At 63.4% G+C, this 24,896-nt stretch carries 27 protein-coding genes; 14 read left to right on the forward strand and 13 right to left on the reverse strand.

All coding sequences use genetic code 11. The features are described 5' to 3' along the window. Positions 1–224: 224 nt before the first annotated feature. The 6 genes from ACFZ8E_RS27110 to ACFZ8E_RS27135 all read right to left on the reverse strand — a co-directional run bounded on the left by ACFZ8E_RS27110 (position 225) and on the right by ACFZ8E_RS27135 (position 2,924). A complete protein-coding gene (locus tag ACFZ8E_RS27110; protein ID WP_405044560.1) occupies positions 225–629 on the reverse strand; it encodes a hypothetical protein in 405 nt (134 codons plus the stop codon). Positions 630–632: 3 nt separating this feature from the next. Then, entirely contained in the window at positions 633–1,274 is a 642-nt protein-coding gene (locus tag ACFZ8E_RS27115; RefSeq protein WP_405044561.1) for a hypothetical protein, read from the reverse strand. 63 nt (positions 1,275–1,337) lie between these two features. Next, the gene (locus ACFZ8E_RS27120; protein ID WP_405044562.1) at positions 1,338–1,919 is read right to left on the reverse strand and encodes a hypothetical protein; all 582 of its coding nucleotides are present in this window, start codon (positions 1,917–1,919) and stop codon (positions 1,338–1,340) included. A gap of 62 nt (positions 1,920–1,981) precedes the next feature. After that, positions 1,982–2,392: a penicillin-binding protein gene (locus tag ACFZ8E_RS27125; RefSeq protein ID WP_405044563.1), complete on the reverse strand. Its 411-nt coding sequence runs from the start codon at positions 2,390–2,392 to the stop codon at positions 1,982–1,984. Further along, on the reverse strand, positions 2,392–2,592 hold the full coding sequence (locus ACFZ8E_RS27130) for a hypothetical protein (protein ID WP_405044564.1): 201 nt from the start codon (positions 2,590–2,592) through the stop codon (positions 2,392–2,394). The genes ACFZ8E_RS27125 and ACFZ8E_RS27130 overlap by 1 nt, the downstream gene beginning before the upstream one ends. Positions 2,593–2,603: 11 nt before the next feature. Further along, complete coding sequence (locus tag ACFZ8E_RS27135; RefSeq protein ID WP_405044565.1) at positions 2,604–2,924, reverse strand: hypothetical protein; 321 nt, start codon at positions 2,922–2,924, stop codon at positions 2,604–2,606. Between the two features lie 96 nt (positions 2,925–3,020). Here ACFZ8E_RS27135 and ACFZ8E_RS27140 point away from each other — a divergent pair, with 96 nt between their 5' ends. The 5 genes from ACFZ8E_RS27140 to ACFZ8E_RS27160 all read left to right on the forward strand — a co-directional run bounded on the left by ACFZ8E_RS27140 (position 3,021) and on the right by ACFZ8E_RS27160 (position 5,733). Further along, positions 3,021–3,254 (forward strand): helix-turn-helix transcriptional regulator, encoded by a 234-nt coding sequence (locus ACFZ8E_RS27140; RefSeq protein ID WP_405044566.1) that lies wholly within the window; start codon positions 3,021–3,023, stop codon positions 3,252–3,254. Positions 3,255–3,611: 357 nt separating this feature from the next. Continuing rightward, positions 3,612–3,911, forward strand: coding sequence for a hypothetical protein (locus tag ACFZ8E_RS27145; RefSeq protein WP_405044567.1), 300 nt, complete (start codon positions 3,612–3,614; stop codon positions 3,909–3,911). A 350-nt stretch (positions 3,912–4,261) separates the two neighbouring features. Beyond that, entirely contained in the window at positions 4,262–4,525 is a 264-nt protein-coding gene (locus ACFZ8E_RS27150; RefSeq protein ID WP_405044568.1) for a hypothetical protein, read from the forward strand. 553 nt (positions 4,526–5,078) lie between these two features. After that, positions 5,079–5,291 (forward strand): hypothetical protein, encoded by a 213-nt coding sequence (locus tag ACFZ8E_RS27155; protein WP_405044569.1) that lies wholly within the window; start codon positions 5,079–5,081, stop codon positions 5,289–5,291. A gap of 202 nt (positions 5,292–5,493) precedes the next feature. Continuing rightward, the gene (locus ACFZ8E_RS27160) at positions 5,494–5,733 is read left to right on the forward strand and encodes a hypothetical protein (RefSeq protein WP_405044570.1); all 240 of its coding nucleotides are present in this window, start codon (positions 5,494–5,496) and stop codon (positions 5,731–5,733) included. A 528-nt stretch (positions 5,734–6,261) separates the two neighbouring features. Here ACFZ8E_RS27160 and ACFZ8E_RS27165 read toward each other — a convergent pair. From ACFZ8E_RS27165 to ACFZ8E_RS27175, 3 genes are all read right to left on the reverse strand, one after another. Continuing rightward, positions 6,262–6,702: a DUF305 domain-containing protein gene (locus ACFZ8E_RS27165; RefSeq protein WP_405044571.1), complete on the reverse strand. Its 441-nt coding sequence runs from the start codon at positions 6,700–6,702 to the stop codon at positions 6,262–6,264. Between the two features lie 496 nt (positions 6,703–7,198). Further along, positions 7,199–7,378 (reverse strand): hypothetical protein, encoded by a 180-nt coding sequence (locus ACFZ8E_RS27170; RefSeq protein ID WP_405044572.1) that lies wholly within the window; start codon positions 7,376–7,378, stop codon positions 7,199–7,201. Then, positions 7,375–7,635, reverse strand: a complete 261-nt coding sequence (locus ACFZ8E_RS27175; protein WP_405044573.1) for a hypothetical protein — start codon at positions 7,633–7,635, stop codon at positions 7,375–7,377. The genes ACFZ8E_RS27170 and ACFZ8E_RS27175 overlap by 4 nt, the downstream gene beginning before the upstream one ends. 419 nt (positions 7,636–8,054) lie before the next feature. On the opposite strand from ACFZ8E_RS27175, the gene ACFZ8E_RS27180 reads away from it, so the two are divergent. From ACFZ8E_RS27180 to ACFZ8E_RS27200, 5 genes are all read left to right on the forward strand, one after another. Then, positions 8,055–8,804: a helix-turn-helix domain-containing protein gene (locus ACFZ8E_RS27180; protein ID WP_405044574.1), complete on the forward strand. Its 750-nt coding sequence runs from the start codon at positions 8,055–8,057 to the stop codon at positions 8,802–8,804. 452 nt (positions 8,805–9,256) lie between these two features. Next, a complete protein-coding gene (locus ACFZ8E_RS27185; protein ID WP_405044575.1) occupies positions 9,257–9,787 on the forward strand; it encodes a PilZ domain-containing protein in 531 nt (176 codons plus the stop codon). 671 nt (positions 9,788–10,458) lie between these two features. Beyond that, complete coding sequence (locus ACFZ8E_RS27190) at positions 10,459–10,887, forward strand: hypothetical protein (protein WP_405044576.1); 429 nt, start codon at positions 10,459–10,461, stop codon at positions 10,885–10,887. 1,713 nt (positions 10,888–12,600) lie between these two features. Next, entirely contained in the window at positions 12,601–13,212 is a 612-nt protein-coding gene (locus tag ACFZ8E_RS27195) for a DUF892 family protein (protein WP_405044577.1), read from the forward strand. Between the two features lie 209 nt (positions 13,213–13,421). After that, positions 13,422–14,696, forward strand: coding sequence for a cation:proton antiporter (locus ACFZ8E_RS27200; RefSeq protein WP_405044578.1), 1,275 nt, complete (start codon positions 13,422–13,424; stop codon positions 14,694–14,696). A 333-nt stretch (positions 14,697–15,029) separates the two neighbouring features. Here the strand turns inward: ACFZ8E_RS27200 and ACFZ8E_RS27205 are convergent, their stop codons facing one another. Both ACFZ8E_RS27205 and ACFZ8E_RS27210 read right to left on the reverse strand, forming a co-directional pair. After that, positions 15,030–17,399 carry a PAS domain-containing protein gene (locus ACFZ8E_RS27205; protein ID WP_405044579.1) on the reverse strand — a complete coding sequence of 790 codons (2,370 nt, stop codon included), beginning with the start codon at positions 17,397–17,399 and terminating at the stop codon, positions 15,030–15,032. Positions 17,400–17,442: 43 nt separating this feature from the next. Next, complete coding sequence (locus ACFZ8E_RS27210) at positions 17,443–17,640, reverse strand: type II toxin-antitoxin system ParD family antitoxin (protein ID WP_405044580.1); 198 nt, start codon at positions 17,638–17,640, stop codon at positions 17,443–17,445. 268 nt (positions 17,641–17,908) lie between these two features. On the opposite strand from ACFZ8E_RS27210, the gene ACFZ8E_RS27215 reads away from it, so the two are divergent. After that, on the forward strand, positions 17,909–19,021 hold the full coding sequence (locus ACFZ8E_RS27215) for a sensor histidine kinase (RefSeq protein WP_405044581.1): 1,113 nt from the start codon (positions 17,909–17,911) through the stop codon (positions 19,019–19,021). After that, positions 19,021–19,488, forward strand: a complete 468-nt coding sequence (locus ACFZ8E_RS27220) for a response regulator (protein WP_405044604.1) — start codon at positions 19,021–19,023, stop codon at positions 19,486–19,488. The genes ACFZ8E_RS27215 and ACFZ8E_RS27220 overlap by 1 nt, the downstream gene beginning before the upstream one ends. A gap of 30 nt (positions 19,489–19,518) precedes the next feature. On the opposite strand, the gene ACFZ8E_RS27225 is transcribed toward ACFZ8E_RS27220, so the two are convergent. Further along, on the reverse strand, positions 19,519–19,935 hold the full coding sequence (locus tag ACFZ8E_RS27225; RefSeq protein ID WP_405044582.1) for an STAS/SEC14 domain-containing protein: 417 nt from the start codon (positions 19,933–19,935) through the stop codon (positions 19,519–19,521). A 115-nt stretch (positions 19,936–20,050) separates the two neighbouring features. Here ACFZ8E_RS27225 and ACFZ8E_RS27230 point away from each other — a divergent pair, with 115 nt between their 5' ends. Next, on the forward strand, positions 20,051–20,632 hold the full coding sequence (locus ACFZ8E_RS27230; RefSeq protein WP_405044583.1) for a PepSY domain-containing protein: 582 nt from the start codon (positions 20,051–20,053) through the stop codon (positions 20,630–20,632). Positions 20,633–20,676: 44 nt separating this feature from the next. Here ACFZ8E_RS27230 and ACFZ8E_RS27235 read toward each other — a convergent pair whose 3' ends face one another. Beyond that, positions 20,677–21,843, reverse strand: a complete 1,167-nt coding sequence (locus ACFZ8E_RS27235; protein ID WP_405044584.1) for a permease — start codon at positions 21,841–21,843, stop codon at positions 20,677–20,679. Between the two features lie 316 nt (positions 21,844–22,159). On the opposite strand from ACFZ8E_RS27235, the gene ACFZ8E_RS27240 reads away from it, so the two are divergent. Next, on the forward strand, positions 22,160–24,871 hold the full coding sequence (locus ACFZ8E_RS27240; protein WP_405044585.1) for a PAS domain-containing protein: 2,712 nt from the start codon (positions 22,160–22,162) through the stop codon (positions 24,869–24,871). The last annotated feature ends 25 nt before the right edge of the window (positions 24,872–24,896 follow it).

Raw genomic sequence — 24,896 nt, forward strand, 5'->3', positions numbered from 1 at the left:
TAGATATATCTAAAACGATAAATAATATATTAATTCAAATCTAATCACGCCCGTGTTACTTACATCAAATGATAAAAAATTCGTGAGATTGACTAAGCTGACAGGAACGACGGATCTAGTCGCAACCGGCTTCGTCGAGTTGTGGCCGGGGGGGCTCTTCTAGGTTGCCGGGCATGCACAGTGAGACCGATCATTTTTCTCGATCTCACCATGAGTTTTTAGCGTCAGCGCCCCGCCACCATCCCAAGGAGCGCCACGCCAGCAGCTGCTACGACGTTGCCCGAGCCACGCCAGGGCAGGGGCGCAAACAAGGCCACTAACCGTTCCGCCACCACAATCGGCAGCACGGCTTCCGGCTCCTCGGCCTTCCGGTCCGCATCGTTGCCCCCCATCCACACGACCTGACTGCCGTGGTGGTTCTCAGGGGCACCGAGGGTGGGTTCAGCGTCCCTGCTGTCCTCGGCATCGGCGTCGCCGTCCATGCGGTCAAGAATGGCGAGGAGGCTGTCGGCGGTGTCGAGGGCGGCTTGCGCTGCCTCCTCGATCATGCGGCGGGTCTCGGCCGGCGAGGGGGCCGGCGGGACGTGCGGTGCTATGGCGCGCGGGCGGAAGGTGACGATATCGCCCATCGGTCAAGCTTTCACGCGGAGGCCACCGGGGGCGCTTTTGGGGTCCGCGAGCCAGCCGCGAATTTCATCGGAGGTCACTTCAAGCCGCGGGATCGGCGAGAGCCCGGCCGCTGCGATCAGTCCGCGCAGGAGCGCCTGACAACGCAAATGGTCCAAGTCGTCCTCGCCTCCGTCCCAGATCGCAGCCGCATCGTGCTCTAGGATCTGAGCTTTGAGCCCGAAGCCGAGAAGCGTGGTTGCCGGAAGGGCCATGGCGTGACGGACAATGTCCTCCCGGCCTTGGTTCGTGAAATGGCGAACCCGATCGATTGCGTTGTACAAATCATCGGGAAGCGGCAAGCCGACCTCATCCTCACGGGTCACAGCCTCATCGCTGACGCGAGCGAACCCTTCATATTCCGCGACGAGGGCCGTCATCCTGTAGGCTTCGGCATACAGGCGTTCCCCGTAGGCTTGCGTATGCCTGTCGATCGCGGCCGACACGGCGTCAGCCAGGGGGGCGGAGGCGGGATTGGCGGCGGGGGAGGCCGGGCGGCCCTGGCTCGTCTCGGTCGCGAGACCCGCGGCCTTGGCCTTCATCGACGCGAACCGCTCGCGCAGGGTCGGCTTAAGATTGGTGGTCGGGAGCTTTAAGGGGTTGCGCATATCTAATCCTACGATGCTGTAATGCTACAATGCTGTCGTGCGTTAGCGGGATACCGTTGCTTGTCAGATCAGGGACGCGAGGCCCGTGAGGACGCAGCCGCCCCCGATGATCGCCACGGCGGCCAGGAATTCGCCGGCCGCGCTGATGAAGCGACGGGAGCGGACGAACGCGGTATCGGGACGGACGGCGGTCACGGCCTGCCAGGTCTCGTCCTCGCCGGGCAGGGCTTCGTTCGGCGGGGCAAGCGCGGCGTGCTGGCTGTAGCGATCGACGCCCGGCAGCAGGCGGCCCGAGGGGAAGGCGGACGAGATCGCGACGGGCGGCAGGTTCGTGCCCAGGAACAGCGTGAGGTCGGCGACGCGGGCCTGAACGATGCCGAAGCCGGGCTGATGCGCGGCTGAGAACTCGGCTTCCTCGCCCAGCCACCAGCGCAGGTGCCCGAGCAGGGCGAGCGCGCCGAAGCGAGAAGCGCAGGGCGTCGTCGTCAGGGCGTCGGTCGCGGCGTCGTAGTCGTCGCTCGCGATCACGGAAGCCTTGCCCTCGGGGGCGACCTGATAAGCTTCGTAGGCGGCGCGGTGGCGCTGGATCGCGGCGTGGATCGGGTCGGCGGCGGTGTCGAGGGCGAGGATACGGGCGTGCGTCATCGGTCGGGCTTCAGAGGGCTCGGGGAGGAAATCAGGGAAAGCGGAGGGGGAAGGGGCGCCGGTTAGGTCGGCCGGGGCGGAAGCGCGGCACCCGGCCGGGCGAACGCCTTGCGGAGCCGGCGGCGGGCAGCTCGTCGGGCGCCTGCGCTACCGGCCCGCTCGCCGCGCGCGGTGTGGTAGGCGGCCAGGGCTGCGGCGGTCTCGGGCGTGGTCGGCGTCAGGGCGTAGAGGTCGAGGCGAGCCAGCCGGCGCACGCGGGCTAGAGAAGCGCGGTAGGCACGCCAGCCGGAAGGCATCGGCAGGCCGGCGGCGGCGAGATCCGCAGTGACACGCCCCGAGGCGGAGTAGGCGGCATCGGCTTTCTCGGCCCAGCGGATCGCCGGCAGCACACGGTCGGAAGCCATGGCCGGCACCCGCGAGGACACGAGAACGAGGAAGGCGCCGAGGACGCCGCGGCGGGACAGGGCGGCCATCAGCGCCCCTCGCTCAGTTCGGCGGCGACGAGGCGCCAGCGGCGGGCGTTGCCGAGCGCCCAGGCATGGGCCTCGCGTTGATCGGTCTCGCCGGCCGCGATGCGCTGCCGGTAGGAAGCCGCCAGGCGGAGGCAGGTCGCGTGATCCTGCCGGGCGTGGAGCAGGCGAACGACGGGCGGGCGGATGAGGGTGGCGGCCATCGGTCTGGCCCTCAGTGCGCGCGGTAGGGGCGGGAAGCCTTGGCAGCGGCCCAGGCGCCCTTGAGCGCGTAGGACATGCACACGCCCCAGGCGTCGCCGGTCACTTCCATGCGGGCCTGAGCGGAGAAGATCGCGGCGCGCATGATGGCGGAGCGGTCGAACGTGCCGTCGCGATTGACGAGGGGAACGGTGCGGTTGAAGCGCTTGGCGCTCTGGGTCGAGGCGACGACGGCGGCCTTCGTGGTGATGAAGGCGCGGCGGGCGTCTGCGGTCAGGCGGGGGTCGGCGCTGCGGGCGATATGCGAGGCGGGGATGAGATTGGCGTAGCGCATCGGGGCGGGCCTTGGCTTGAAGTAACCTTGCCCTTTTGATATAACCTCCCCATCTTGTAGTCAACTCCAAAAGCGCAAGGTTTCCAAAAAATGGTAATGACACGGGACCAGTGCCGTGCCGCCCGCGCACTTTTGGAATGGACCCAGGACCGCCTTGCGGAAGTCTCCTCCGTCTCGAAAAAGACGATCGCTGATTTCGAGGCAGGAAAGCGGACGCCCTACGACCGGACGTTGGCTGATATTCAGCGCACGCTTGAGACCGCCGGCCTCGAATTCATCCCCGAGAACGGGGGCGGGGCCGGCATCCGCTTCCGAGAGCGCAAGGCATGACCTCCTCGCCCGAGCGCCTATCTGAAGTCTCGCGCCTCGCTGGCCTCCTTGCCGATCAGGTGCTGGACGCACAGATCATGAGCCGGCCGGTCCCGGAGCAACACATCCGGGCGCTACTCAGCGCCGCCTTCCTCCTGGACGAGTACGGCGTTCCGCTTCCCTCATTGTTGCAGCAGATCGTTCATGAGGTCGACAAGGGGACAGACCAGATGGCGGCGGATGAGGTTGAGCAGGCTGATGTGGAGGGATGGCTTGGCTGCTTCGGCCCTTCCAGGGGCGGAAAGAGCCCTAGTGGCGCAGGGTTGGAACGATCGCGCCTAGATTGGTTTCCTTCCGGCAATACGATCCGGAGGAAACATGACCAAGCTTGCAACCCTTTCAGGCGCTGCTGCCATCCTGATGCTGACGGCTGGCGCATCTTTCGCCGCTCCGTGCGCGGTGGGTACGACCACCAACATGGAAGGCAAAGCATCCTCGGGCGATAAAAGCTCGATGGTCGATGGTACATCAGCTGCCCCCAAGAGCCCTGGCGCCAAAGCCGAGTCTCCCGGAACTGTCGGCGCGCTGAACAACGTCGGCGCCGGCACCAAGGCCGCCGACGGCGAGAAGAAGCCTACCGAGGGTCAGGTGATGAAGCCCGGCAGCAACGACTGCTGAGGTTTTTCGGGATCTGATGCTCGGTATCCGAGAGCCGGCAACGCCAAGCTGTTGACGTCCGAGTAACCGATCGCGGGCAGCTTGCCCCCAAGCCGGGCTCAGGACCGGTTCGCTGGTGACACATGCGAAGAACCCGTCCTCCGTGTTCAGAGCGGAGGACGGGTCTGCGTCCCTCGGCTACGCTTGCGGGGAACTTGTCAGATCAGCCCGCCTGGCATCCGCCGCGGCGTGCTTTTTCGTGTCATGCATCCCGATATTGATACCGCACATGTGAACTCGAAGGCCGCCCTGCCGTTTGTGTTCCTTATTTGCGCGAGAGCGTCCTGCCCTCGACACACCGGAAGTACCCCATGAAGAAGCTTTTGTTTGCCGGCGTCGTGCTGTTCGCAGCTGCTCCGGCGTTCGGTCAGACCGAAGCGCCTCGCCAGCCCGGTACGAGCGGCACGGTCATTCAGAACCAGCCGAACACCACAGGCAATGACGGCGCCACGTCTGTTTCTCGCGGCGCTACCGGTGCAGAAACGGTGACGAAGGACTCGGCGGCTGGTGGCAATGCCGGAAAGCCTGAGCAAGCGGTCCCGAACGGCAGCGCCGGCAGTGGCGGTAGCCAGTAGGCGGGCGTCTCTCGGCGGGTGGAACAACCGTTCGCGCTCGCCGCCTTGTCCACTAGGGAACTCGTCAGATCAGCCCGGCCGGAGAGATCCGCGCGGGGCTTTTTCGTGCCTGCACTACCCCTCGCCGGGGCAGGCCCCGGTCGCTCGCCATATCCGGATCCGCAGCAACCGGATCTGTGCCCGGCGAAGGACCGAGTGTGCGTAGTCCCGAAGGAACGGCTCGCTCGTCAGTCGCAGGATCTTTCGGTTGTTTCGGCAGGTCCGAATGGCTCGGCGGCGATGCCAAGCGATCTGCTCCGCCAGTGAGGCGCGGTCGTACCAGCAGTGGAAACCCTCGACGATCTCGCGGATCTCGGGGTCCGGTTCGTCCGTGAGGTCGGGCCTCTCCATCCTCATCGCGGCTTCCCCTGCGATCTCGGCTGGTACACTCGCTCAGCGAGCCTCCCCGCGCCAGCGGCGCACGGCGAAACCTTCCAAGAGGATGAACGTAGTTGGCTTGAGGAGCTCGTTCGGCAGGCAGCAGAGGTAGCCTTCCAGATCACGGGAGAAGCTGATGGATGGCAGCACGAAAAACGAGGAGGCCGAAGCGATGCGGCTCGGCTCGGAGGCCGGAAAAGTCGAGAAGCACTTCGCGGGCGAATGTCCGTACGACTACTCGGCGTTCGGCCTTCGGTTTGCGTGGCTGGACGGCTTCTCGAAGGGCCGCGCCGAGTTGCAGAAGGCGACGGGGACCGAGCCGGCAACCCGGGTTGAGAGCTGTCAATGATCGTGGGACGTAGATCGCTTAGCGTCTCGTGTGAAGCGTTTCGGCCTGACGCTTCCCTACCCGAGATCACTTCGACCAACCCGGCACTGCCGCGGCGGGTTGTTCCATTTGGGGCGTGATCTCGGCCCAAGGAACGATAGCATCGTGCCCGTGGTTTCACGCCGTCGCGCCAATCCGGTGCGGCAGCAAGGACCCGCCACCGATGACCAAGACCCGTCTCACAGCCTCTGCGATCGTGGCCGCGGCCTTCGGCGCCGTCCTGATGTCGGCCGGCGCCGTCTCCGCCGCGACGCCGGCGCCCGCGCCGAGCCTCGTTCAACCCGAGGCCCCGACCGTGCAGGTGCGGATGACGCGCCGCTCGATGATGCGCCACCACACCATGCGGCGCCACATGATGCGCCGTGGTAGCGGTCGGACCATTGGTACGAAGAAGGGGCTCTAACCAACAGTTCGTTGGTACACTTCGTCGCTAGCTTTTTTACGAGGACTCATCAGAAAAGCCCGCCCGGGACTCGCCGCGGCGGCCTTTCCCTGTCGTTATGGGACAACCGTGCTGAGGAGCGTGCGACCTACGTTCTTGAACGATACCCCAATCTCGTCCGACAGGTTACGGCGATATAAATCGTTGTAGCAATCAAAAGATAATCCAGCCCAATCAAATGTGCGCTTTAGTCGCACAATGACAGATTATCCGCCCTCAGACGCCCCGGGATCCAGTTTCTATAGACGACTCTCTCGAGACGCCCTTAGCCAGAACCACTCCCAAGACGGCGTCAGCGATCTCAGCCAAGACAGTCGTGATCTGCTCATGCTCATTCGATTATGGACTGCCATCACTGAGCAGCCGGCGAAGGCCCGCGTCCTCAGTACTGCGCGACAGGAAGCGGAGAGATCAGGCTACCGTGAGTAATGCGTCTGAGCGGTCACGACGGAGCACATAATCGTTCCATACTCTTGTGGGCGGTGATTGTTATCGAACGCCAGATGCTGGCACCCAGGTAGCTCCCGCAGCCTCGGTACGGGTGGCCGCCTCAGGTGACAAGCTTCGGAAGGAGTCTGCGCCAATGATATGTGTCGCGCCCCCACTGGATGCGGCCTTCACGCCATGGCTCTCAAGCCATCCCCGCATTTGTACGATCTCGCGCTGTTGCTCCACTATGATCGACTCTGCGAGCTGGCGGCTCCAGGGGTTCTTGGCGCGGCGCATCGCGGCCTTCGCCATATCGATTGCACCCTGATGGTGGGGGATCATCTGAAGGCGGAAATCCACGTCCGGGTCGCCCGTGTAGGGTACAGCCATATTCTTCATCATCTGCTCATGCGACGCCCTGAACTCGCGCGTAGCAGGCGCGTCGGCAGCGCCGCCCTTGGCGGTATGATCCATGTGCATGTGGTCATGGCTTTGGGACATCGCGCTTCCGGCTACTACCACTGCGAGCGCTGTTCCTGCCAACCAAACGATATGCCGCATATCGCTCTCCCCGCATGACATCACGCTAGTGAAATCGGGCCTAAGCCTTCCAACGATAGGAAGGTCAAGAACGGTATGGATCGGATCGGTGCAGGTGATGCCGTGGGTCTCGCCGGATGTGGGCCTGCGGGGATTGGAGCGTGCGCGGGGCGGCGCAACGCGGTGTCCGGCCGCCAGCGGCATTCGATGGGCTACCCGTGATCCCCGCCTCCCGCCACGGTTAATAGCTCTCGCCCGGTGTGAGTGATGAACCACGCCCGTTCGAGCGGCTCTGCGCCGAGCCACCGTGCCTGCCGTTCCTCGACGTAGCCGAGCTCAGCGAGGGCCCGCATCGCCTTCGGGTGAGCCGTAAGCCGCATGCCGAGCGGGTACAGCGCGACGGCGCGCAGGGCTTCGAGTGCTCGCCCACCGATGGACGGGCCCTTATCTCCGGTACTCACTGAATGGTCGCCGAGCTGGGTACGAGGCCCAACAGCGCAGCGAGCTTCATCGAGCCAGCGTCGCTCATCTCCTCACCGTCCACGAGCCACAGGCTCAGGTCGTCGCCAGTTGGCTCGACGTACAGGCCGAGCGCGCGAAGGGCTTCGACGGCTTCGTGGAACGGGTCGTCGCTCACGGTGCCGTCAGTCGGCCCAGCAGGATCGCGGTCCGCGCGGCCAATCGCCGAGCGCCATCCTTCGCCGTGGGTTCGGACAGAGTGGCACTGGCATGGCGGCTGGCTTTCACCGTGGCAGCAAGGTCCAGCGTGTGGCCGCTCGCGAACCCAAACAGGCCCACCGCGCCACCCTTCAGGAACGCCTCCACCGCAGCGTTCACTTCGTCGGAGGCGATCGTCTTGGCCTTGATGAGGTCGCCGGTCGTTAAGTCAGTCATGGGGTGCGTATCCGAGCATCCCGATTTGATCGACGGGTTTGCCGAGGGGCAACAGATTGGAGCACCACTTGCCGCTTGAGAAGGCGGTGCGTTGCCTCCTTATCTCGCCTGCGCCTCGCCGAGCCCTTACCGTTGACTTAACCGTGCCTGCCGGCCGACATGCCATGTCCGGCTATGGCGCGCCCTGTGGCGAGTCGTGAGCCGGCATCAGGAGAGATCGCCGCGAGATAGACCCCTGAAAAGCCAACAGCCCCTTCCCGGCAAGGAAGAGGCTGCTGAAAACCCAGAGGCGCTGTGAGGCGCGAGTCGCTTCCCCTCACAAGCCACATGCTCCCGGTGGGAGTCAAGACGGAACGTGTTTCCGTCAACGGGAAGGCTTTGCCTGGACCCTAGCCGCGGCCCGTGAGGGACCGGGTTCGATGAACTATGCCTATGAGATCCGCCGTCAGGCGGAGGCGGCTCCGCGCGCCGCATTGCCGGCTGTCGCGTCCGCGCTGTGGAAGGCGTTCGGCGAGGGGTACCTGTCAGAGGTCGAGGCGGAGGCGTTGGCCGCCGTCATCGAGGCGCGGCAGGCCGATGTTGGAACTCACACCCCAAAGCCCACAGGAAGCCCCAGGAGCGGCGCCGGCTCCCGCCCGCGCACGGATGCCTCGATGGAGCGCCGTCGCCGCTGGGCGGCCTCTGGGCGGCTTCCGCCGGGCCTTGCGGCGCGGTTCACGCTCGCCGAACAGGCGGTGCTCTCGCTCGTCGCGGCCGAGACGGTCCGGCGCAAGGATTGCCGCCTCGCCGTGGAGCACCTGGCCGCGATCGTCGGTGTGTGCCGGTCCACCGTGAAGAACGCGATCCGCGAGGCCCGCAAGCTCGGGCTCGTGACGGTCGAGGAACGCCCCGTGACAGGCTTCCGCAACCTGCCGAACGTGGTCCGCATCGTCTCGGCCGAGTGGACGGCCTGGCTGCGGTTGACGCGAAAGGGGGGAGCGGATCGCGCCCCCGTTGCCGAAGGGAGAGGGGTCAAATCTGCAACCCGCACGCCTACTGATGTTTCATACCCTGTGAAATCAGGGGCTCGGAACCCTCGAAAGGGCTGCCGACAAGCAGCGGGCGACCCTGCCGTCAGAGCCTCTCCCCAAATCCGGGAGGCAGGTAGAGCCGGTCGAGCCATGCGGTAGCCGCAGGCAGGCGTTCTGCATGGCGGACGAGGCAACTCCATCCTTGCAAGAGGTCGATCGGCTACGCGCGCCACTTTGGCGTAGGGATGCCTGTCCTCAGCCTGCTATCGACCTCTGCCGCAAATCGAGGGAGGGGGGCGTAGGGGGACGCAGGATGAGCGACAACAGGGCCAACCTGATCCTGTCGCTTACAGCAGTATGTCCAATATATCATAATTTAATATCCCAATACACACCCAAATTTCCAATAGGAACGGAAGTTCGATTTACAGCTGTATGTTATTCAATGTCTAAAACGATACGGTTTGTAATAACGCGTTTTGATTTGGAATACTGTCGGCTACTTAATAAGGAGTATTAGATTATATTATAAACCATTCATAATTTATTAATATGACAAACCTAATAATAGATCTGTATTAGCTCTGATACTCATACAGAGTAGAGTAAAAATGTCTGATAGACGCCGTATCCAGCGACAAGCCTGCAACCTTTCAGCAAGGATATTTGTTCCTCGAACAAATACTGTAATAATGTGCGAGGTTACAGACATATCCAGCTATGGGTGTTTTGTCAAAACACCAGAGTATGAGTTAGTTCCTCCAAACTTCGATCTTTCCATTGGTATGAGCAACTTGCCGCGCGCCTGCCGCATTGCGCGTCGCGAAGCCAATGGCTTTGGCGTCGAGTTTCTTGACCCGGTGCGCCAGGAAATTGAGGGAATTCTGATTGAGCATGCCTTCAAGGAAGAACTAGTTTTCGAAGCGCTCGACCCCGCGTTAGAGGGCACGGTGAGCATTACTGAGGTGCGACTTCACCAGACAGTAAGTGCGATAATGGAATTGATCGAGCGTCGCAATGCCATGATTTGGCAGCATACTGCCACAAACGAAACCCCACCCGGGAATGTAAGGGCTTCTGCTACCCCAATGCCGGTGCGATACAGCCATACGCCGCTCAAGGATCTTTTAAAGTCTGCTTAGTGTCGGGTAATCTGATGTTAATACGCATGGCCAACAAGTACATCATATATATCTAGCGCTAAGTACAAAGCTACAACAAGGCCTAATTGCCTCGTTGTAGCTTTGATCATGAACTACAGGCGGATTTGGTGGAGGCACGAGCTGAGCGTGATACGTGGCGGATCGAAGCTGGCCAACGACGAGAGCCGATGCTGCGAAGTGGCCGACGGTCTGCTATGCCGCCGGCCTCTCGACGCATGCGCGTCGGCGGCGGTCGCGAACGCCGTCAGGCCGCCCAGCATCGAGAGCACGCGATGATAGGTCGGTGCGGGCCAGTTCCCTGCACCGTGCCCGTGAAGCCTTGGGTCGGGTGGTTGCGTGAAGGTCGGTGCTGCGGGGAACAGGAACCGCCGACGCCGGCTTATGGCCCGCTTGAAGCCTCGAAGAGGTGGTGGCCCTGCTTGAAGGGGCAAACAGGGCCACCGCAACAGATCGGGCGACCTGCTGGCCGCTGATGCAGCGCCTAGCACGTTGCAGCATCCAGGTTGCCGAAGGATGACCTTCAGGTCCAGGTCGCGACACTGCGGGCTGAGCGAACTGCTCAAGCTCGTCTGTTGCGGGCCAGACACGGCACGAGGGAGGGCTTGCCACTATGCTCGAAGACCTACCTGCCCCACTCCGAGGATCGCAAGATGCCGATCCGTCCCGAGCACCGCTTCTTCTACCCGATCGACTGGCGCGAACTGTCGGCCATGGTCCGGTTCCGGCGCGCTGGTGGCGCATGCGAGGGCTGCGGCCGGCCGCACGGGCGCATGATCTATCATCTCGGTGATGGGCGTTGGTGGGACGCCGAAATCAGCGCCTGGCGTGATGGAAGGGGCAAGAGCCTCGCCGAGCTGCCGACCTTGGACGACCTGACTGAAAGGCTACGAACGACACGGGTGGTGCTTGCGACGGCCCATCGGGATCACGACACGGCCAACAACGCCGATGCCAACCTCGCCGCCTTTTGCCAGCGGTGCCACGTGAACCACGATCGGCCCGAGCATCAGCGGCGGCGATGGCGAACGCTGTTCCGCCGCAAGGCGCTGGGGGATCTGTTTGGGGGCTATCCGCCATGACGGGAGCTGGGCAGATGCCAAACATCAGCGACCCCTACGCTCACCCGCCTCAGGGCCTCGATCTCGCTGCCAAAGCGCCCCGCGCGGCCGGCGCCGGCGGGGCGAAGGTGGTTCGGGAGGAGACGCACAACGGGTCATCTCAGATCATAACCCGTGAGCGATCGAAACGACCTGAGCAAAGCCGTCGCGACGACCCTACGAGGCAAATTCTGAGCATAGGCGCCTTATAATATGATGTAATAAATCCACTATTGCCTCTTATTAAAATTCGGTGCGAATAAATATGCTTCTGATTTGATCTTTTGATGAATTTGCAATTGTAGACCTATGCAACGTTCTGTCGTCGTCGCTGCCAGTCGGTAACTTCGGCACGCCCGCGCTGGCGGAATTTTCCCCCGATCGGCTGGCGCGGGCGCCAACTGCTGGAGGGCACGCGATGGCTTACAGTGTCAGGGTGCAGCAGATAGGTTCAGCCGGCACACCCAGCGGAAAAACTTTGCTCTACGAAGCCGAGAGCGAAATCGAAGCTGTCACAATCGCGGCTTACGAAGTGGACGCCCACAGGTCCACCAAGCGGCGCATCGCAATGGTGTGGAACCCCGCCGGGCACCTTATGCTCTCTTACACAGGTCGCGCGAGGGCCAGGTCTGATGCAGACCGAGGCTGAGCGGCTGGCTCAGATCATCCATGATCGCGATGCGAAAATACTGATCAGCGCCCTGCTCACTTTACAGGTCATGATGCTCGGGGTGCTGCTCTGGTTATGAGGGAGGGCTCGCTTTGGGCACACTTACCTCCGCCGACTCCGTTCCTCGTCAGCTACCGCCTCTACTGCCGCGATAGCGTTTTCAAGCTCCGCAATCCGCTTCAACGTGCTATCGGCCGGCATCGTATCGTACTGAGCGGCCTCCATGATGAGGTCGCGCTGGCGGGTCTTGAGACGATCCAGAAGGGCTACGAGCTTGTCCATGGCGCGCTGTAACGAGGCGTGCCTTCCTCGACAACATGGCGTTGCGAGCCGGTAGTAGGTCAGTTCAAAATCCTGCCGAAGTTGCCCCGGCCATAATGGGCCCGCACCGGCGTGGCATGACCCAGGCATGTCAAATGTTACGAAAAGGCGACCATGTGATCTCGGTGTTCCCGAGCGAGCAACAACCGGACTCCTATCGGTGGAGCATTACGGCTCTGTCTACCACATCGGTAACTCAGTCACCCTACGCCTTCGCGACAGCGTTAGGAGCCAGGATGTCAGCCGAATGCTGGTTGCGCGTGATCGTGGAGAGGGGCAGCGAATGACCTTGTCGTCGCTGATCATTGAGGAGCGGATGGACCAAGGTCTGGCCTGAGCCAGCCCTCCCACTTGCCCCCAGCGACATGTCTGGGAAACAACCGTTTTACCGACACCCACGACTGCTTGCGGCACAGTCCGAGAAGGGTGGATTGCTGACGTTCCGCCGCTGGGCAGATCTTGTGGCGAAACGGACCTCGCAGCCGGAGCCATTCACAACCGTTCCAGATAGTTGGAAAGGTCGACCCTGAGTGAACCCCACAAGCCCGGACTATCGCTCGCAGAGCCGAAGAGATCCTGAGTTGGACCCGGCGTTCGCCCGCCGCGTTGGCCATTGTGGTCGCTCGCATCAACCGAACGGCTCGAGTGGTCAGGTCTGCCAAACAGACATTGAGCCAAGAACGGCGAACACGAGGCGTGAAACGATGTCAGGGAACCGGCGACTTTTCGAGGACGGGTTACATCTGCTCTACGAAGCGCATCGGCAGGGGGCGGCACAGGCTGCACGCAACGACAAGACGTCGACGCTGCCAAAGCTCAAACAGATGCTGGAGGCCGGATCCAAGCAGAACATCGTTCAGCAGAAGCGGTTGGACGAAGTATTTGATCTGATCGGCATCAGGACCGATCCCAAAAAAGATCCAGCCATGCAGGGCATCTGCGATCTTAACGAAGCAGAAATAGCCAAGCACAGGAACGCCGTCGACCGCGATCTCATCAACATTGAGTACGGTCAAGTTGCGGCGCATTTCTACATCGCCCGGTATGGGACGCTACGTAGTGCTGCGCACGCGCTCGGGCACGCCAAAGCCGCCAAGCTTTTAGATCGTACGCTTGTCGAGACCCGCGCGATCGATCAGGCCTTCACACAGCTCTACGATCATCTACTGACACGCCGCACCTCGACCCGCTATCCGGACGAGACCGCGCTCGCCACCACGGCGTACATGCACCCCCGCCTTACGGTTGGGCTAGCGCTTGGCGGTATGTTGGTTGCGGTCGCGCTCTCGGAAGCCGGGCGATCCAAGCGACGCTGACGGGTGGACGCAGCATGCCTCTTATGTGGGGCCTGCTGCCGTCTTCTTCAGGGGACGGGCGAATATATCTCGAATGGCCGGGTTGGGTCGGGGGCGGAACGTCCGCTTCAAGACGAAGGGTCAGGGTCCGCTCACCACCCAAAGGTGACGCTCCTGAACGTTCCCAACCGCCGCCCGTTCTCATGGGTGACGCTGGACAAGGAAGGCGTGTGCTCTCGATCTTCGATCTCGCCGCCCTTCTCCTGACACTGTCGGCCCTATTCGGCTGGATCAACCGGCGCTTCGTCCACATGCCGCACGGCATCGGCCTGCTGGTGATGGGGCTTGTCGCATCACTGTTGCTGGTGCTCCTCGACGTCGCCTTCCCCGGCCAAAACCTCTACGGCGCCCTAAGTGACGTGCTGAGGCAGATCGACTTCACCGACGTGGTGATGAACGGGATGCTGGCGTTCCTGCTGTTCGCGGGCGCCATGACCCTCGACCTCGGCGCCCTGCGCGACCGGGCCTGGCCGGTCGCCACGCTCGCGCTGGTCGGTACCGTCATCTCGACGGCCGTGGTGGGCGGCGCCTTCTGGGCCGTGGCGCAGGGCATCGGCCTTCCGGTCACCCTGCCATGGGCGCTGGTGTTTGGTTCGCTGATCAGCCCAACCGATCCGGTGGCGGTACTGGCTACCTTGAAGAACGTGAAGGTGCCCCTCGCCTTAGAGATCGAGATGCAGGGTGAAGCGCTGTTCAACGATGGCGTCGGCATCGTCCTGTTCACCGTTCTCCTCGGCTTCGCGGCCGGCATCGGCGGTGAAGCATCCGGCCCGACGGGGATCGCGCGCCTGCTGGTGCAGGAGGCGGGTGGCGGCCTCTTCCTCGGCGTCGTGACCGGCTACGTCGCCTACCGCGCCATGCGCACCATCGACGACTTCCCCGTCGAGGTCCTGATCACCCTGGCCCTCGTGACGGGCACCTACGCCCTGGCCCAGAAGCTCCACACCAGCGGCCCCCTTGCGGTGGTCGCGGCCGGGCTGCTCGTCGGCGACAGGGCTCCGCGTGATGCCATGAGCGAGCGCACTCAGGGCTATGTCTCGTCCCTGTGGACCCTGATCGATGAGGTGCTGAACTCGGTGCTGTTCCTGCTGATCGGCCTGGAGGTGCTGGTCCTTCGCTTCAGGCCCGACACCCTCGTCCTCGCCGCGGCGGCCGTCCCCATCGTGCTCGTCGCCCGCCTACTGGCGGTCTCGGCGCCCTTGCTGGTGTTCCGCTGGGGCGGGAACCTGTCGGCCAAGAACGTGCCCTTCCTAACCTGGGCCGGCGTACGCGGTGGCATCTCGGTGGCGCTGGCCCTCTCGATCCCGGAGAGCGACGCCAAGCCCGTCATCCTCGCGGCGACCTACGCCGTGGTGCTGTTCGCCATCATCGTGCAGGGCTCGACGCTCGGCGTGGTGGCCAAACGTACCGTGGCGAGACCCGCGCCGGAAGAACCCGACCGATAGACCAGGGGGTAACGCGCTGCCTTCCCTGCTGATGAGGGTGCGGGTGCCCTCGGCGCCCCCCGGTATGCCGGTCGCATGCGGAACGTCTGCTTCCGAATGGAGTGCGAAGGTCCGCTTCCCACCCTGAACGGACATTCCAAGTCGCCCCTGTACCGGTATGCCTCACAGGCGCCTTGTGCGCACTCAGCGCATAGCTCAGCGGTGTCAGGTATCCGACCGTTTTGCCGACATTTGCGACTGCTTGCGGCAAAGTCGGAGAGAGTGGGAAGCGGCTGTTCGGTCCTTGCGTTGTGAACGTCTGGAATGCGAACGATCCGGACGTGCAGCTGCCAATCAAACATCAAACTGGGTGTCGGGCTTGTTCGTGCTGCGCTGCGTTTGGGCCGCGATGTTCAGTATTCGAGAGAGCTGCTCGACCGAGTACGGCTTCTGCAGCAACTCGAAACCGTGGGTTCCCTCCCTTGCCAGCACGTGGCTGTAGCCCGAGGTCAGGATCACAGGCAGATCGGGATACAACCGTCGGATCTCTATGGCGAGGTCGACGCCGTTCATCCCTGGCATCACCACGTCGGAGAACACCACGTCGAAGCCGTCAGCGTCTTTCGTAAGTTCGGTTAGGGCCTCCTCGGCGTTTGCGGCGAGGATCGGCAGGTAGCCTAACTCAATGAGCGCCTGAACCGAGAAGCTGCCCACGTCCGCGTTGTCTTCGACCACCAGAACACGCGTGTCGTGGCCTACGATCAGGACATCGGGCATCTCAGCCTTGACTGGCTTACGCGATGCGCCGTGGACACGCGGCAAATACAACGTGAACGTCGTGCCCTCGCCGACCTCACTCTCGACTGTCACCTCGCCGCCCGATTGCTTGGCGAACCCTAACACCTGTGACAAGCCAAGGCCGGTGCCCTTGCCGACCTCCTTCGTCGTGAAGAATGGCTCAAAGATGTGGTCCAGCCGCTCCGGCGGGATCCCGCTGCCGGTATCGTTGAGTGAGACCGCTACGTAGGGACCTTTGATGGTCGGGTGGGTCCGCACCGCCGGGATCGCCTCAACCGGCGCGACGCGGATCGTGATTGCCCCCTCGCCCGACATCGCGTCGCGGGCGTTGACCGCCATGTTGACCAGCGCCGTATCGAACTGGCTCGGGTCGACATCGATGTAGCAGCGCCGCGCTGGCAACTCGGTTGTGAGCCTAATCCGGGCGCCGGTCAGCGTCCCCACCATCTCGTTGATCGCTCGGACCCCATCGCAGGCGGCGAACACCTCAGGTTTGAGCGCCTGCCGGCGTGCGAAGGCGAGGAGCTGAGCGGTGAGCCGCGCGGCGCGATCCACCGTGTCGGAGATCGCATCGACGTAACGGATGCGGCGTTCCTCGGGGAGGTTCGGCCGCTTCAGCAGGTCGGTGGACGACTTGATGACCGTGAGCAGGTTGTTGAAGTCGTGCGCGACGCCACCGGTGAGCTGGCCGATGGCCTCAAGTTTCTGCGACTGACGCAGGGCGTCTTCGGCTTGCAGAAGGTTCTGTGCCTGCTCGATCTCCAGCGTGACGTCGCGCCCGTAGCAGAAGATCAGGCCGTCCTCAGGCGTCGTGACCCAAGCGATCCAACGGTGGCCGCCGTCCTTGTGCCGGTAGCGGTTGCGATGCAGAGGCAGCGACTCGTGCGCGGCTTGGCGCAGCGCCGCCCGCGAGGCGGCGTGGCCCTCTGGATCGGTGAACGCGAACAAGCTGCGGCCGACCATCTCCTCGGGCGCCCAACCAAGCAACCGCGTGGCAGATGGACTGACGGCGCGGAACACGCCGTCCGCATCGACGACGACCTGTAGATCCTGGGCGTTGCGCCAGACTCGGTCGAGATCGGCGCTGCGTTGGGCGACCTGTCGTTCGAGCGTCTCGTTCAGCTCGTGCAAGTCCGCCTCGGCGCGCTTGCGCGCCGTGATGTCGGAGGCAGCGCCGAGCCAGCCGGTGATACGACCCTCGGCGTCGAGCTGCGGCACGGCGCGAGACAGCGCCCAGCCGACCGTCCCGCCTACTAGATTGACCCGGTGTTCGAGCTGGTAGGTTGAACGGGTCTTGATCGCCCGGTCGTATTCCGCGCGCACGGCCTCACGGTCCTCCAGCGGGATGTACTCGGTCAGCCAGTTCGGATTGGCCGTAGCATTGTCGGCGATGAAATTACCGCCTGCGAGCTGATAAAGCTCGCTCCAATCCGCACTAAGCGCGTAGCGGACCTCTGACGAGGAACGAACCAAGGCATCGAGGTGCTGCCGCGCGCTCACCCCGGCCGTGGTTTCGACCACGGCGCAGAACAAGCCCTGGATCGTACCGGCTTCCTCGCGCAGTGGCGCGAAGGAGAACGTGAAGTACGCCTGTTCGACGCCCGCGCCGCGCTGCACCTTCAGGGGCAGGTCGACAATCTGGACCGGATCGCCAGCGAGGCTGCGTGCCACGAGTGGTTGCACCTCTGCCCAGATCTCGGCCCAGACCTCGGCCATGGGGCGCCCCAGCGCCATCGGGTGCTTGCTGCCGAGCATGGACACGTAAGCGTCGTTGTACAGGAACGTCAGCTCCGGCCCCCAGACCAACCAAGTCGGCCCGATGCTGTCCAACACGAGCGTCAGCGCCGCACGAAGGGGCGCCGGCCATACCTCCGGCGAACCGAACAATGACGTAGTCCAGTCGTGCGCGCGGATGGCGCCACGCATCGTGCTATCACCAATGGGAAAGATGGCGGCTCGTGATGTCCGGTCAGGCACGCCCACCCTCATGCTGTGAACCAGAAGCTCGAATGGCTGCGACCGCGGCGGCTTCGTCGCGCTCCAACAAGCGCAGAGCAGCCCGCATCGCCTCGCTGATGCTCCGGTAGCGGCCGGATCGCAGAAGGGTGTTGAGCAGCGCATCCTGCTCGGGCGTGATCGAGACGGTGACGGTGCGGCGCGCGGACATGGCTAAGCTGTACGCCTTAAGAATTGTTCTTACAACCAGCTGCTCTGTCTGGCCTGCTTTCTGAGAAGTGCTCCTCCCCCAAGCTATGGATTTTCGACCACAGTCATGCGGATTTGTCGCTCGCAGGGGAACAGCCCTCGACGGTCACGGATTGCGGTCGATGGAATTGTGCATCTGCACAAGCCTAGCTAAGGCAGCATGCCCGACATTGCCGGCCGTGAGGTGCCGTGTGCGGGTCAACGTCCAACCCGTTTGAAGGGTCGCACCTGTGCCGAACTCCCGGCAGCCACTCCAGTCCGTTTCTGCTGCGATTGCCCCCTTATCGACGCTGCGCCGGGGGGATCAGCTGTTCGAGACGGAACGGCGCCTCAACGCGGTGCTGAACAACGCCTCGGTGGCGATCTTCCTGATGGATGACCGACAGCACTGCATCTACATGAACCGCGCCGCCGAGCAGCTCACCGGCTGGACGCTGGAAGAGGTGCTGGCTCGCGACTGCCCGCTGCACGACATCGTCCACCACACCTATCCGAACGGTCGCCCGTTCCCACTCGCCGAATGCGCCATCGACCGGGCTTTCCCGGAGAACAACCAAGAGCGGGGCGAGGAGGTGTTCGTCCACCGGGACGGGCATTTCTATCCGGTAGGGTTCACCGCGAGCCCGATCCGCGACGACGCAGCCAACATCATCGGCACGATCATCGAGGTACGCGACATCAGCGAGGAGAAGGCGGCGGCCGAGCGCCAGCGCCTGTTGCTTAACGAGCTGAACCATCGGGTGAAAAACACCCTGGCCACCGTTCAGTCGATCGCTGCGCAGACGTTCCGCGGACGAACCGACCCTGATGTTCGAGCAATCTTCGACGCGCGCATGGCAGCTTTGTCCGACGCCCACAACGTGCTGGTGGCGGACAACTGGGAGAGCGCCAGCCTGTGCGCTGTAGTCGAGCGCGCGCTGGCACCGTACCTGCTGGCCGAGGTCGATGTTAACCGGTTCCAGTTAGATGGACCGGACGCGCGGTTGCACCCAAAGGTAGCGGTTACGCTGGCGATGACGCTACACGAGCTGATGACCAACGCGGCCAAGTACGGCGCCCTCTCGATCCCTGAGGGACAGGTTGGCGTGATCTGGTCTCTGCGCGAACTTGACGACGGTCGGCAACGGCTTGACCTCACCTGGACGGAGTGCGGCGGTCCTCCGGTTACCCCGCCGACGCGCAAGGGGTTCGGCTCGCGGCTGATCGAGCGGCAACTGCCGCTAGAGTTCGATGGTAGCGCCGAAATCGACTACCGCCCCGCAGGGGTGGTGTGCCAGCTGCAGATCCCGCTCACAACGTTGGGCTGGGTGGGCCAGGATGCGATCGAAGGGCACCCGGCTTGATGAGCATCTTGGGGGGGCGCCGGGTCCTGTTGGTCGAAGACGAGAGCCTCGTAGCGATGCTGGCTGAGGACATGCTGCTCGACCTCGGTTGCGAGGTCATGGTGGCGATGCGCTTGGACAAGGGGCTCGCCGCCGCGCACGCGGAGCGGTTCGACGTAGCAGTGCTCGATGTGAACCTCGGCGATGCGCGCAGCTATCCAATCGCAGACCTTTTGTTCGAGCGCTGCACACCGTTCCTGTTCGCCACCGGTTATGGACAGCAGGGGTTGGAAGATGCCTATGGGGCAGTGCCGGTGATGCAAAAACCCTATCAGGCGACGCAACTGGAGCACCTGCTGATCCGCCTATTGACCGGCGAGTTGCCCGACCGGCAGCGGAGCGTGCTGCAGCATCGCTCTCATTGCAGCTGTTGCGGAGGTGGCAGCTCCCTAAAGGTTGGTCGGTCTCGGCCCGAAACCCTGAGCTAGGGACTGGCGGAGAGTACCAACCGCAATCTGTCAGGTCGAGGCAAAGGGTTTGTCGGCTAAGAACGCCCACGCGGCCGCCTCCTCCTCCAGATCGAACGTCTTGGCCTCGACCGGCAACAGCAGGCCCGAGAGGTTGATCATCGCCTTGGCCAGCGTCGGTGCCCCAACGACCACGTAGCGGTTGATATGGGCCACCGAGCGTGCCTTGACGCTGTTGGCATAACCGTCGAAGCTCGCGCCCAACTCCGAGCCTTCGTAGTTCGACATGATGATGAGCATATCGATCTTGTCATGCTCTTTCATCGCCCGATCAGTGACCGACGACATCCATTCGATATCGTCCTTGGTTACTTTGTGACGGATCTCGAACGCGATCAGATCGGGGCGGGGCGAGGTACGCTGAACAACCGATCCTTCCGGGGCACCAGCTATGATTTGAGTTTCCATGGACGTTTCCCTCCCGCGACGTGGCTGTCGATCCCTGTTCAGCCCGCCGGGGAAACCCCTCGTCGCGACAAGCGTTGCCGAGGTCCTGCAAACTCCCCAACGAAGAGACATCGCCATGCTGGACCGACTTATGCTGTCTGCCGGGCTGCTCGCCCTGTCGGCCGGGTTCGCTGCCGCTCAAAGCACCCCACCGGCCGTTGGCACGCAGACGCTGATGCCGGCCACGCATGCGGATGACAACATGAAGGAGTGGCAGGTCGCCAAGACTGCCAAGGTCAGTCTGCCGCAGGCGATCAGTACTGCCGAGATGCAGGGGGACGAGAAAGGCGGTCGTGCCATCGACGCCGACTTCGAGAAGGCTGACAGCAAGGACCCAGCACACTACAGCGTCAAGGTTGTCTACCCGAGCGGCAAGTTAGTCGAGTACGGCATCAACGCTGACACGGGCGCGCTGTACAAGACCGAGAACCAGCCGATCGAGCGCTACTTCACCTTCCTGAAGCCAGCCAACTTTAACGAGGCCAAGACCTCGCTCAAGGAGGCTCTCGCGATTGCCGAGCAAAAGGCGGGCGGCGGCAAGGCCTACGAGGCGTCCGTTTCGAAGGACGGTAAGGCGGTGCAGTACCAGATCAAGGTCGCGGGCATGGACAAGGAGCAGACCATCAACGTCGGGGCGGACGGCAAAGTCATCGACTGAACGATCGAGCGGCCCCGGTACGCGCCGGGGCCGGCCACGTGCGCTCACCTATGATGGTGGGCGTGCTGTTCTCCGCCATGCTGCTGGGCATGGTCGTGGCCTCCGTGGCCGTGCTGCATCGGATGCTTCCGGCTGACCCACCACAAGTAGGCGCCAAGCGTACCGAATACGAGGTTGAGCCAGAAAGTGTAATTCATCGAGAAATGGGTCAGGTGCGCGCGTACGTCGGTGTCATGCGACGGCACCAATCCTAGCCCCGTGAACGACAGATCTATGACCAACGAGGCGATCACCATCGTCGCGTAGAACACCCCGCCGATGTAGGCCGCCATGCGCCAGCCGAAGTAGCGGCGGTAGGTGTCGAGCAGCGGCAGCACGATCAGGTCGGCGTAGAGGAACGCCAGCACCCCGCCGAAGCTCGCCCCCCCGCCCCACAGCACCGCCGCGAGCGGCACATTGCCGATCGAGCAGACGAAGGTCAGCACGGCAATCACCGGCCCGAGCAGCGCGTTGAGCGGTATCTTCACCCAGGGCGAGGCGTCGGTGAAGAACAGGGCCTTCCAGAACGCATCCGGCACGAAGGCTGAGAGGAACCCACCGACCAGAAAGCCGATGGCGAGGTCCTTCCACAGCATCGTCCATTCCATGGCGAAGTTCTGTGCTACGCGCACACGGGTCTCAGGATTGGTGAGCCGTTGACCAAGCGTATCGCCCTCAACGGTCATGCTCATGTGGTTGTGTCCGCCGGACGCCTCCTCGTGCTGGCGCGCCTCCTTGGCAAGCCGTTTTGGGTAGGTCAGTTTCACTAGTACGCTCATCACCGCAACCAGCACGATCCCGCCGATCCACTCGCCGGCCATGAACTGCCAGCCCAGCAGCAGGTAGAGGATGATGCCGAGTTCGAGCACGAGGTTGGTAGAGGCAAACATAAAGGCGAGCGAGGTCGCCAGCGCGGCGCCTTTCTTGAATAGGGTGCGCATGATCGCCGCCGAGGCGTAGGAGCACGAGGACGATGCTGCGCCGGCCAGCGAGGCCAGTACTAGTTCCTTCGGTCCGCTTCGGCCGAGCGCCCGCTTCATTTGCTCGGTCGAAACGATGGATTGCAGCAACGCTGAAATTGTGAAGCCGAGCACCAGTGTCCAGCCAGTCTGCCACGCCATGCCGGCTGCCATCAGCAGCGCTTGGCCAAATTTATCGATGATATCTGGCACGTTCGCTTCACTCCTACCCAAGCGAAAAGCACAAGGTAATCGTGCTGTTCCTCGTCGCTTCCTTGATGTCTGGGAAGGGACCGTTTGCCGACACCCACGACTGCTTGCGTTAAAGTCTGAGAGAGGGAAACAGACACTCGCATGCCAGCGGTCGAACGTCAGCCGTTACCTACATGCGGACAATGGATCGGTCGGTCACCTTCTCGTGGCAGGGTCAGCCATCTGTGGCATAAGGCGTGTCAGTCATTCACATCAGATCCACAGGCCCGCAAACCCGAATGTCGGCCTGGGATCAACGCCGGGTGAACGGGTGGCCGTGGAACAGACCGACTGCACAGCGCAACGCCAAGCGGCGCTTGCCGCCTACGACATTCTGGACACGCCGACTGAGGCCGAGTTCGACGGCATCGTGAGAGTGGCGTCCGAGACCTGCGGCATGCCGGTGTCCCTGATCTCCCTGCTCGACGGCGAGCGCCAGTGGTTCAAGGCCGAGACCGGCTTCGGTCAGAGCGAGACCCCGATCTCGCAGTCCATCTGCGCTTACGCCGCCCAGCAGCACGACGTGTTCGAGATCCCCGATCTCACCCTTGATCCGCGCACTGCCGACAATCCCCTCGTGACCGGCGGGCCAGAGGTGCGGTTCTACGCCGGCGTGCCGCTGAAGACGGCGGATGGTGTCGCTCTCGGCGCCCTGTGCGTCCTCGACACCAAGCCCAACCGGCTGAGCCCGTCGCAGGCGTTCACCCTGCGCACACTCGCCCAGCAGGTCATCACCAACCTGGAGCTGCGACGTGTCCTTAAGGAGCGTCGCGAGAGCGACCGGCGCAACAAGGCGATCCTGGAGAGCGCGATCGACTACGGCATCATCGCGATGGATCTGAACGGCCGCGTCACGAGCTGGAACGTGGGGGCCGAGCAGATCCTCGGATGGACCGAGGCCGAAATGCTCGGACGGCACGCCAACGTCTTCTTCACCGAGGAGGACGAGCGCGAGCAGATCGCCGAGAGAGAGATGGGCGCGGCCCTGTTGCACGGGCGCGGCACCGACGAACGTTGGCACTTGCGCAAAGACGGCAGCAGGTTCTGGGCGAACGGCGAGATGATGCCGCTCAAGGATGAGGACGGGCGCCCCGAGGGCTTCATCAAAATCCTGCGCGACCGTACCGAGCAGCGCAACGCCGCCGCCCGGCAGCAAGCCGAAGCCAAGTTCATGCGCGGCGTGCTCGCCTCGTCGGCCGACTGCATCAAGGTGCTCGACCTTGACGGCGGTTTGACCTTCATGAGTGAGGGCGGCATGCGGGTGATGGAGGTCAGCGATTTTAACTTCATCCGCGGGTGCCCGTGGCCGGACTTCTGGACGGGCCAGGGTCATGACGATGCCGTCGCGGCCTTCGCAGCCGCCAAGGCCGGAGGCGTCGGCCACTTCCAGGGACCGGCCGATACCTATCTCGGCACCCCGAAGTGGTGGGACGTGCAGGTGACGCCGATCCTCGGCTCGGATGGGCAGCCGGAGAAGGTCTTGTCGGTCTCGCGCGACATCACCGATCAGAAGTCCGTCGAGCGCCAACTCGCGGTGAGTGAGGAACGCTGGCGCGGGCTGTTCACCGGAATGCAGGAGGGCTTTCTCAGCGCTGTGTTGATCCGGGATGAGGCCGGACACCCCGTGGATTTTCGGTTCCTGGAGGTCAATCCAGCATTCGCCGGACTGACCGGGCTACCGGCTGACACTGCTGGACACACCATGCGCGAACTTGTACCGGCCATCCCCCAGTGGTTGATCGACACCTACGCCCGCACCGTCGATACCGGCCAGCCTGAGAAGTTCGAGATCCACGTCCCTGAGCTGCACCGTACGTTCGAGGTCCGGGCACACAAGCAGAGCGGCCAGCAGTTTGCGGCGCTGTTCCTGGAAATCTCGGACCGCAAACGGACCGAGGCTCGCCGTGCGGCCATGACCGAACTGGGCGACCGGCTGCGCGATGTGGGCGATAAGGGCGAGATCAGCCGGGTCGCTGCTGAGGTTATGGGGCGCACGCTCGAACTGAGCCACGCGGGCTACGGACAGGTCGATCCCGACGCCGAAACGGTCTTAGTGGAGCAAGGGTGGACTGCACCGGGCCTCGCCAGCATCGCCGGATTGCACCGTTTCCGCGCCTACGGCTCGTACATCCGAGACCTGAAGGGCGGGCGCGATGTCGTCATTGACGACATTGGCAGTGACCCTCGGACCGCGGACGATGCTGAGGCATTGGCAGCCATCAGTACGCGCGCGCTACTCAACCTGCCCGTGCTGGAGCACGGCCGGTTTGTGGCCTTGTTCTACGCCGTGAGGGCGGAACCGGGGGAGTGGACGCAAGAAGACATCGCCTTCGTACGCAACGTCGCCGACCGCACTCGGGCAGCCATCGCGCGCGTCGAGGCCGAGGCAAAGCAGCATTTGCTCAACCACGAGCTGAGCCACCGCATGAAGAACATGCTGGCGATGGTGCAGTCCATCGCCACGCAGACGATGCGCGGAGCTGCCGATCTCGTCACCGCTCGGGATGTGCTGGCCAACCGCCTGATTGCCCTAGGCAAATCGCACGACCTCCTGCTCGGCGGCTCGTTGTCGCAAGCCCCGCTGACGAGCGTGATCGAGAGCGCGCTCGACATCCACCGCGACCGCCCAGACCGGTTCACGCTCGATGGCCCGACTATAATGGTCGGTTCCAAGGCAGCGCTGTCGTTGTCGTTGATGCTGCACGAGCTGGCAACCAACGCCGCCAAGTACGGCGCGCTCTCGAACGCGGACGGTCGGGTTACGATCACCTGGCGCATCGAAGGCGACGGTGACGAAGCTCCGGTCACCTTGCGTTGGATCGAGGCAGGCGGTCCGCCGGTGGTGGCGCCAAAGCGGACCGGGTTCGGCACCCGGTTGATCGAGCGTGGTCTTGCTGGAAGTTTCAATGGGGAGGTGGAACTGAGCTATCCGTCCTCCGGTGTGGTCTGCACGATCGTCGCGCCGCGACGCGGGCTCATGACGAGCTAACTCCCAGATACCATCGACGGCAGCA

This window comes from Methylobacterium sp. HMF5984 (genome assembly GCF_045033435.1).
Taxonomy (GTDB): Bacteria; Pseudomonadota; Alphaproteobacteria; order Rhizobiales; family Beijerinckiaceae; genus Methylobacterium.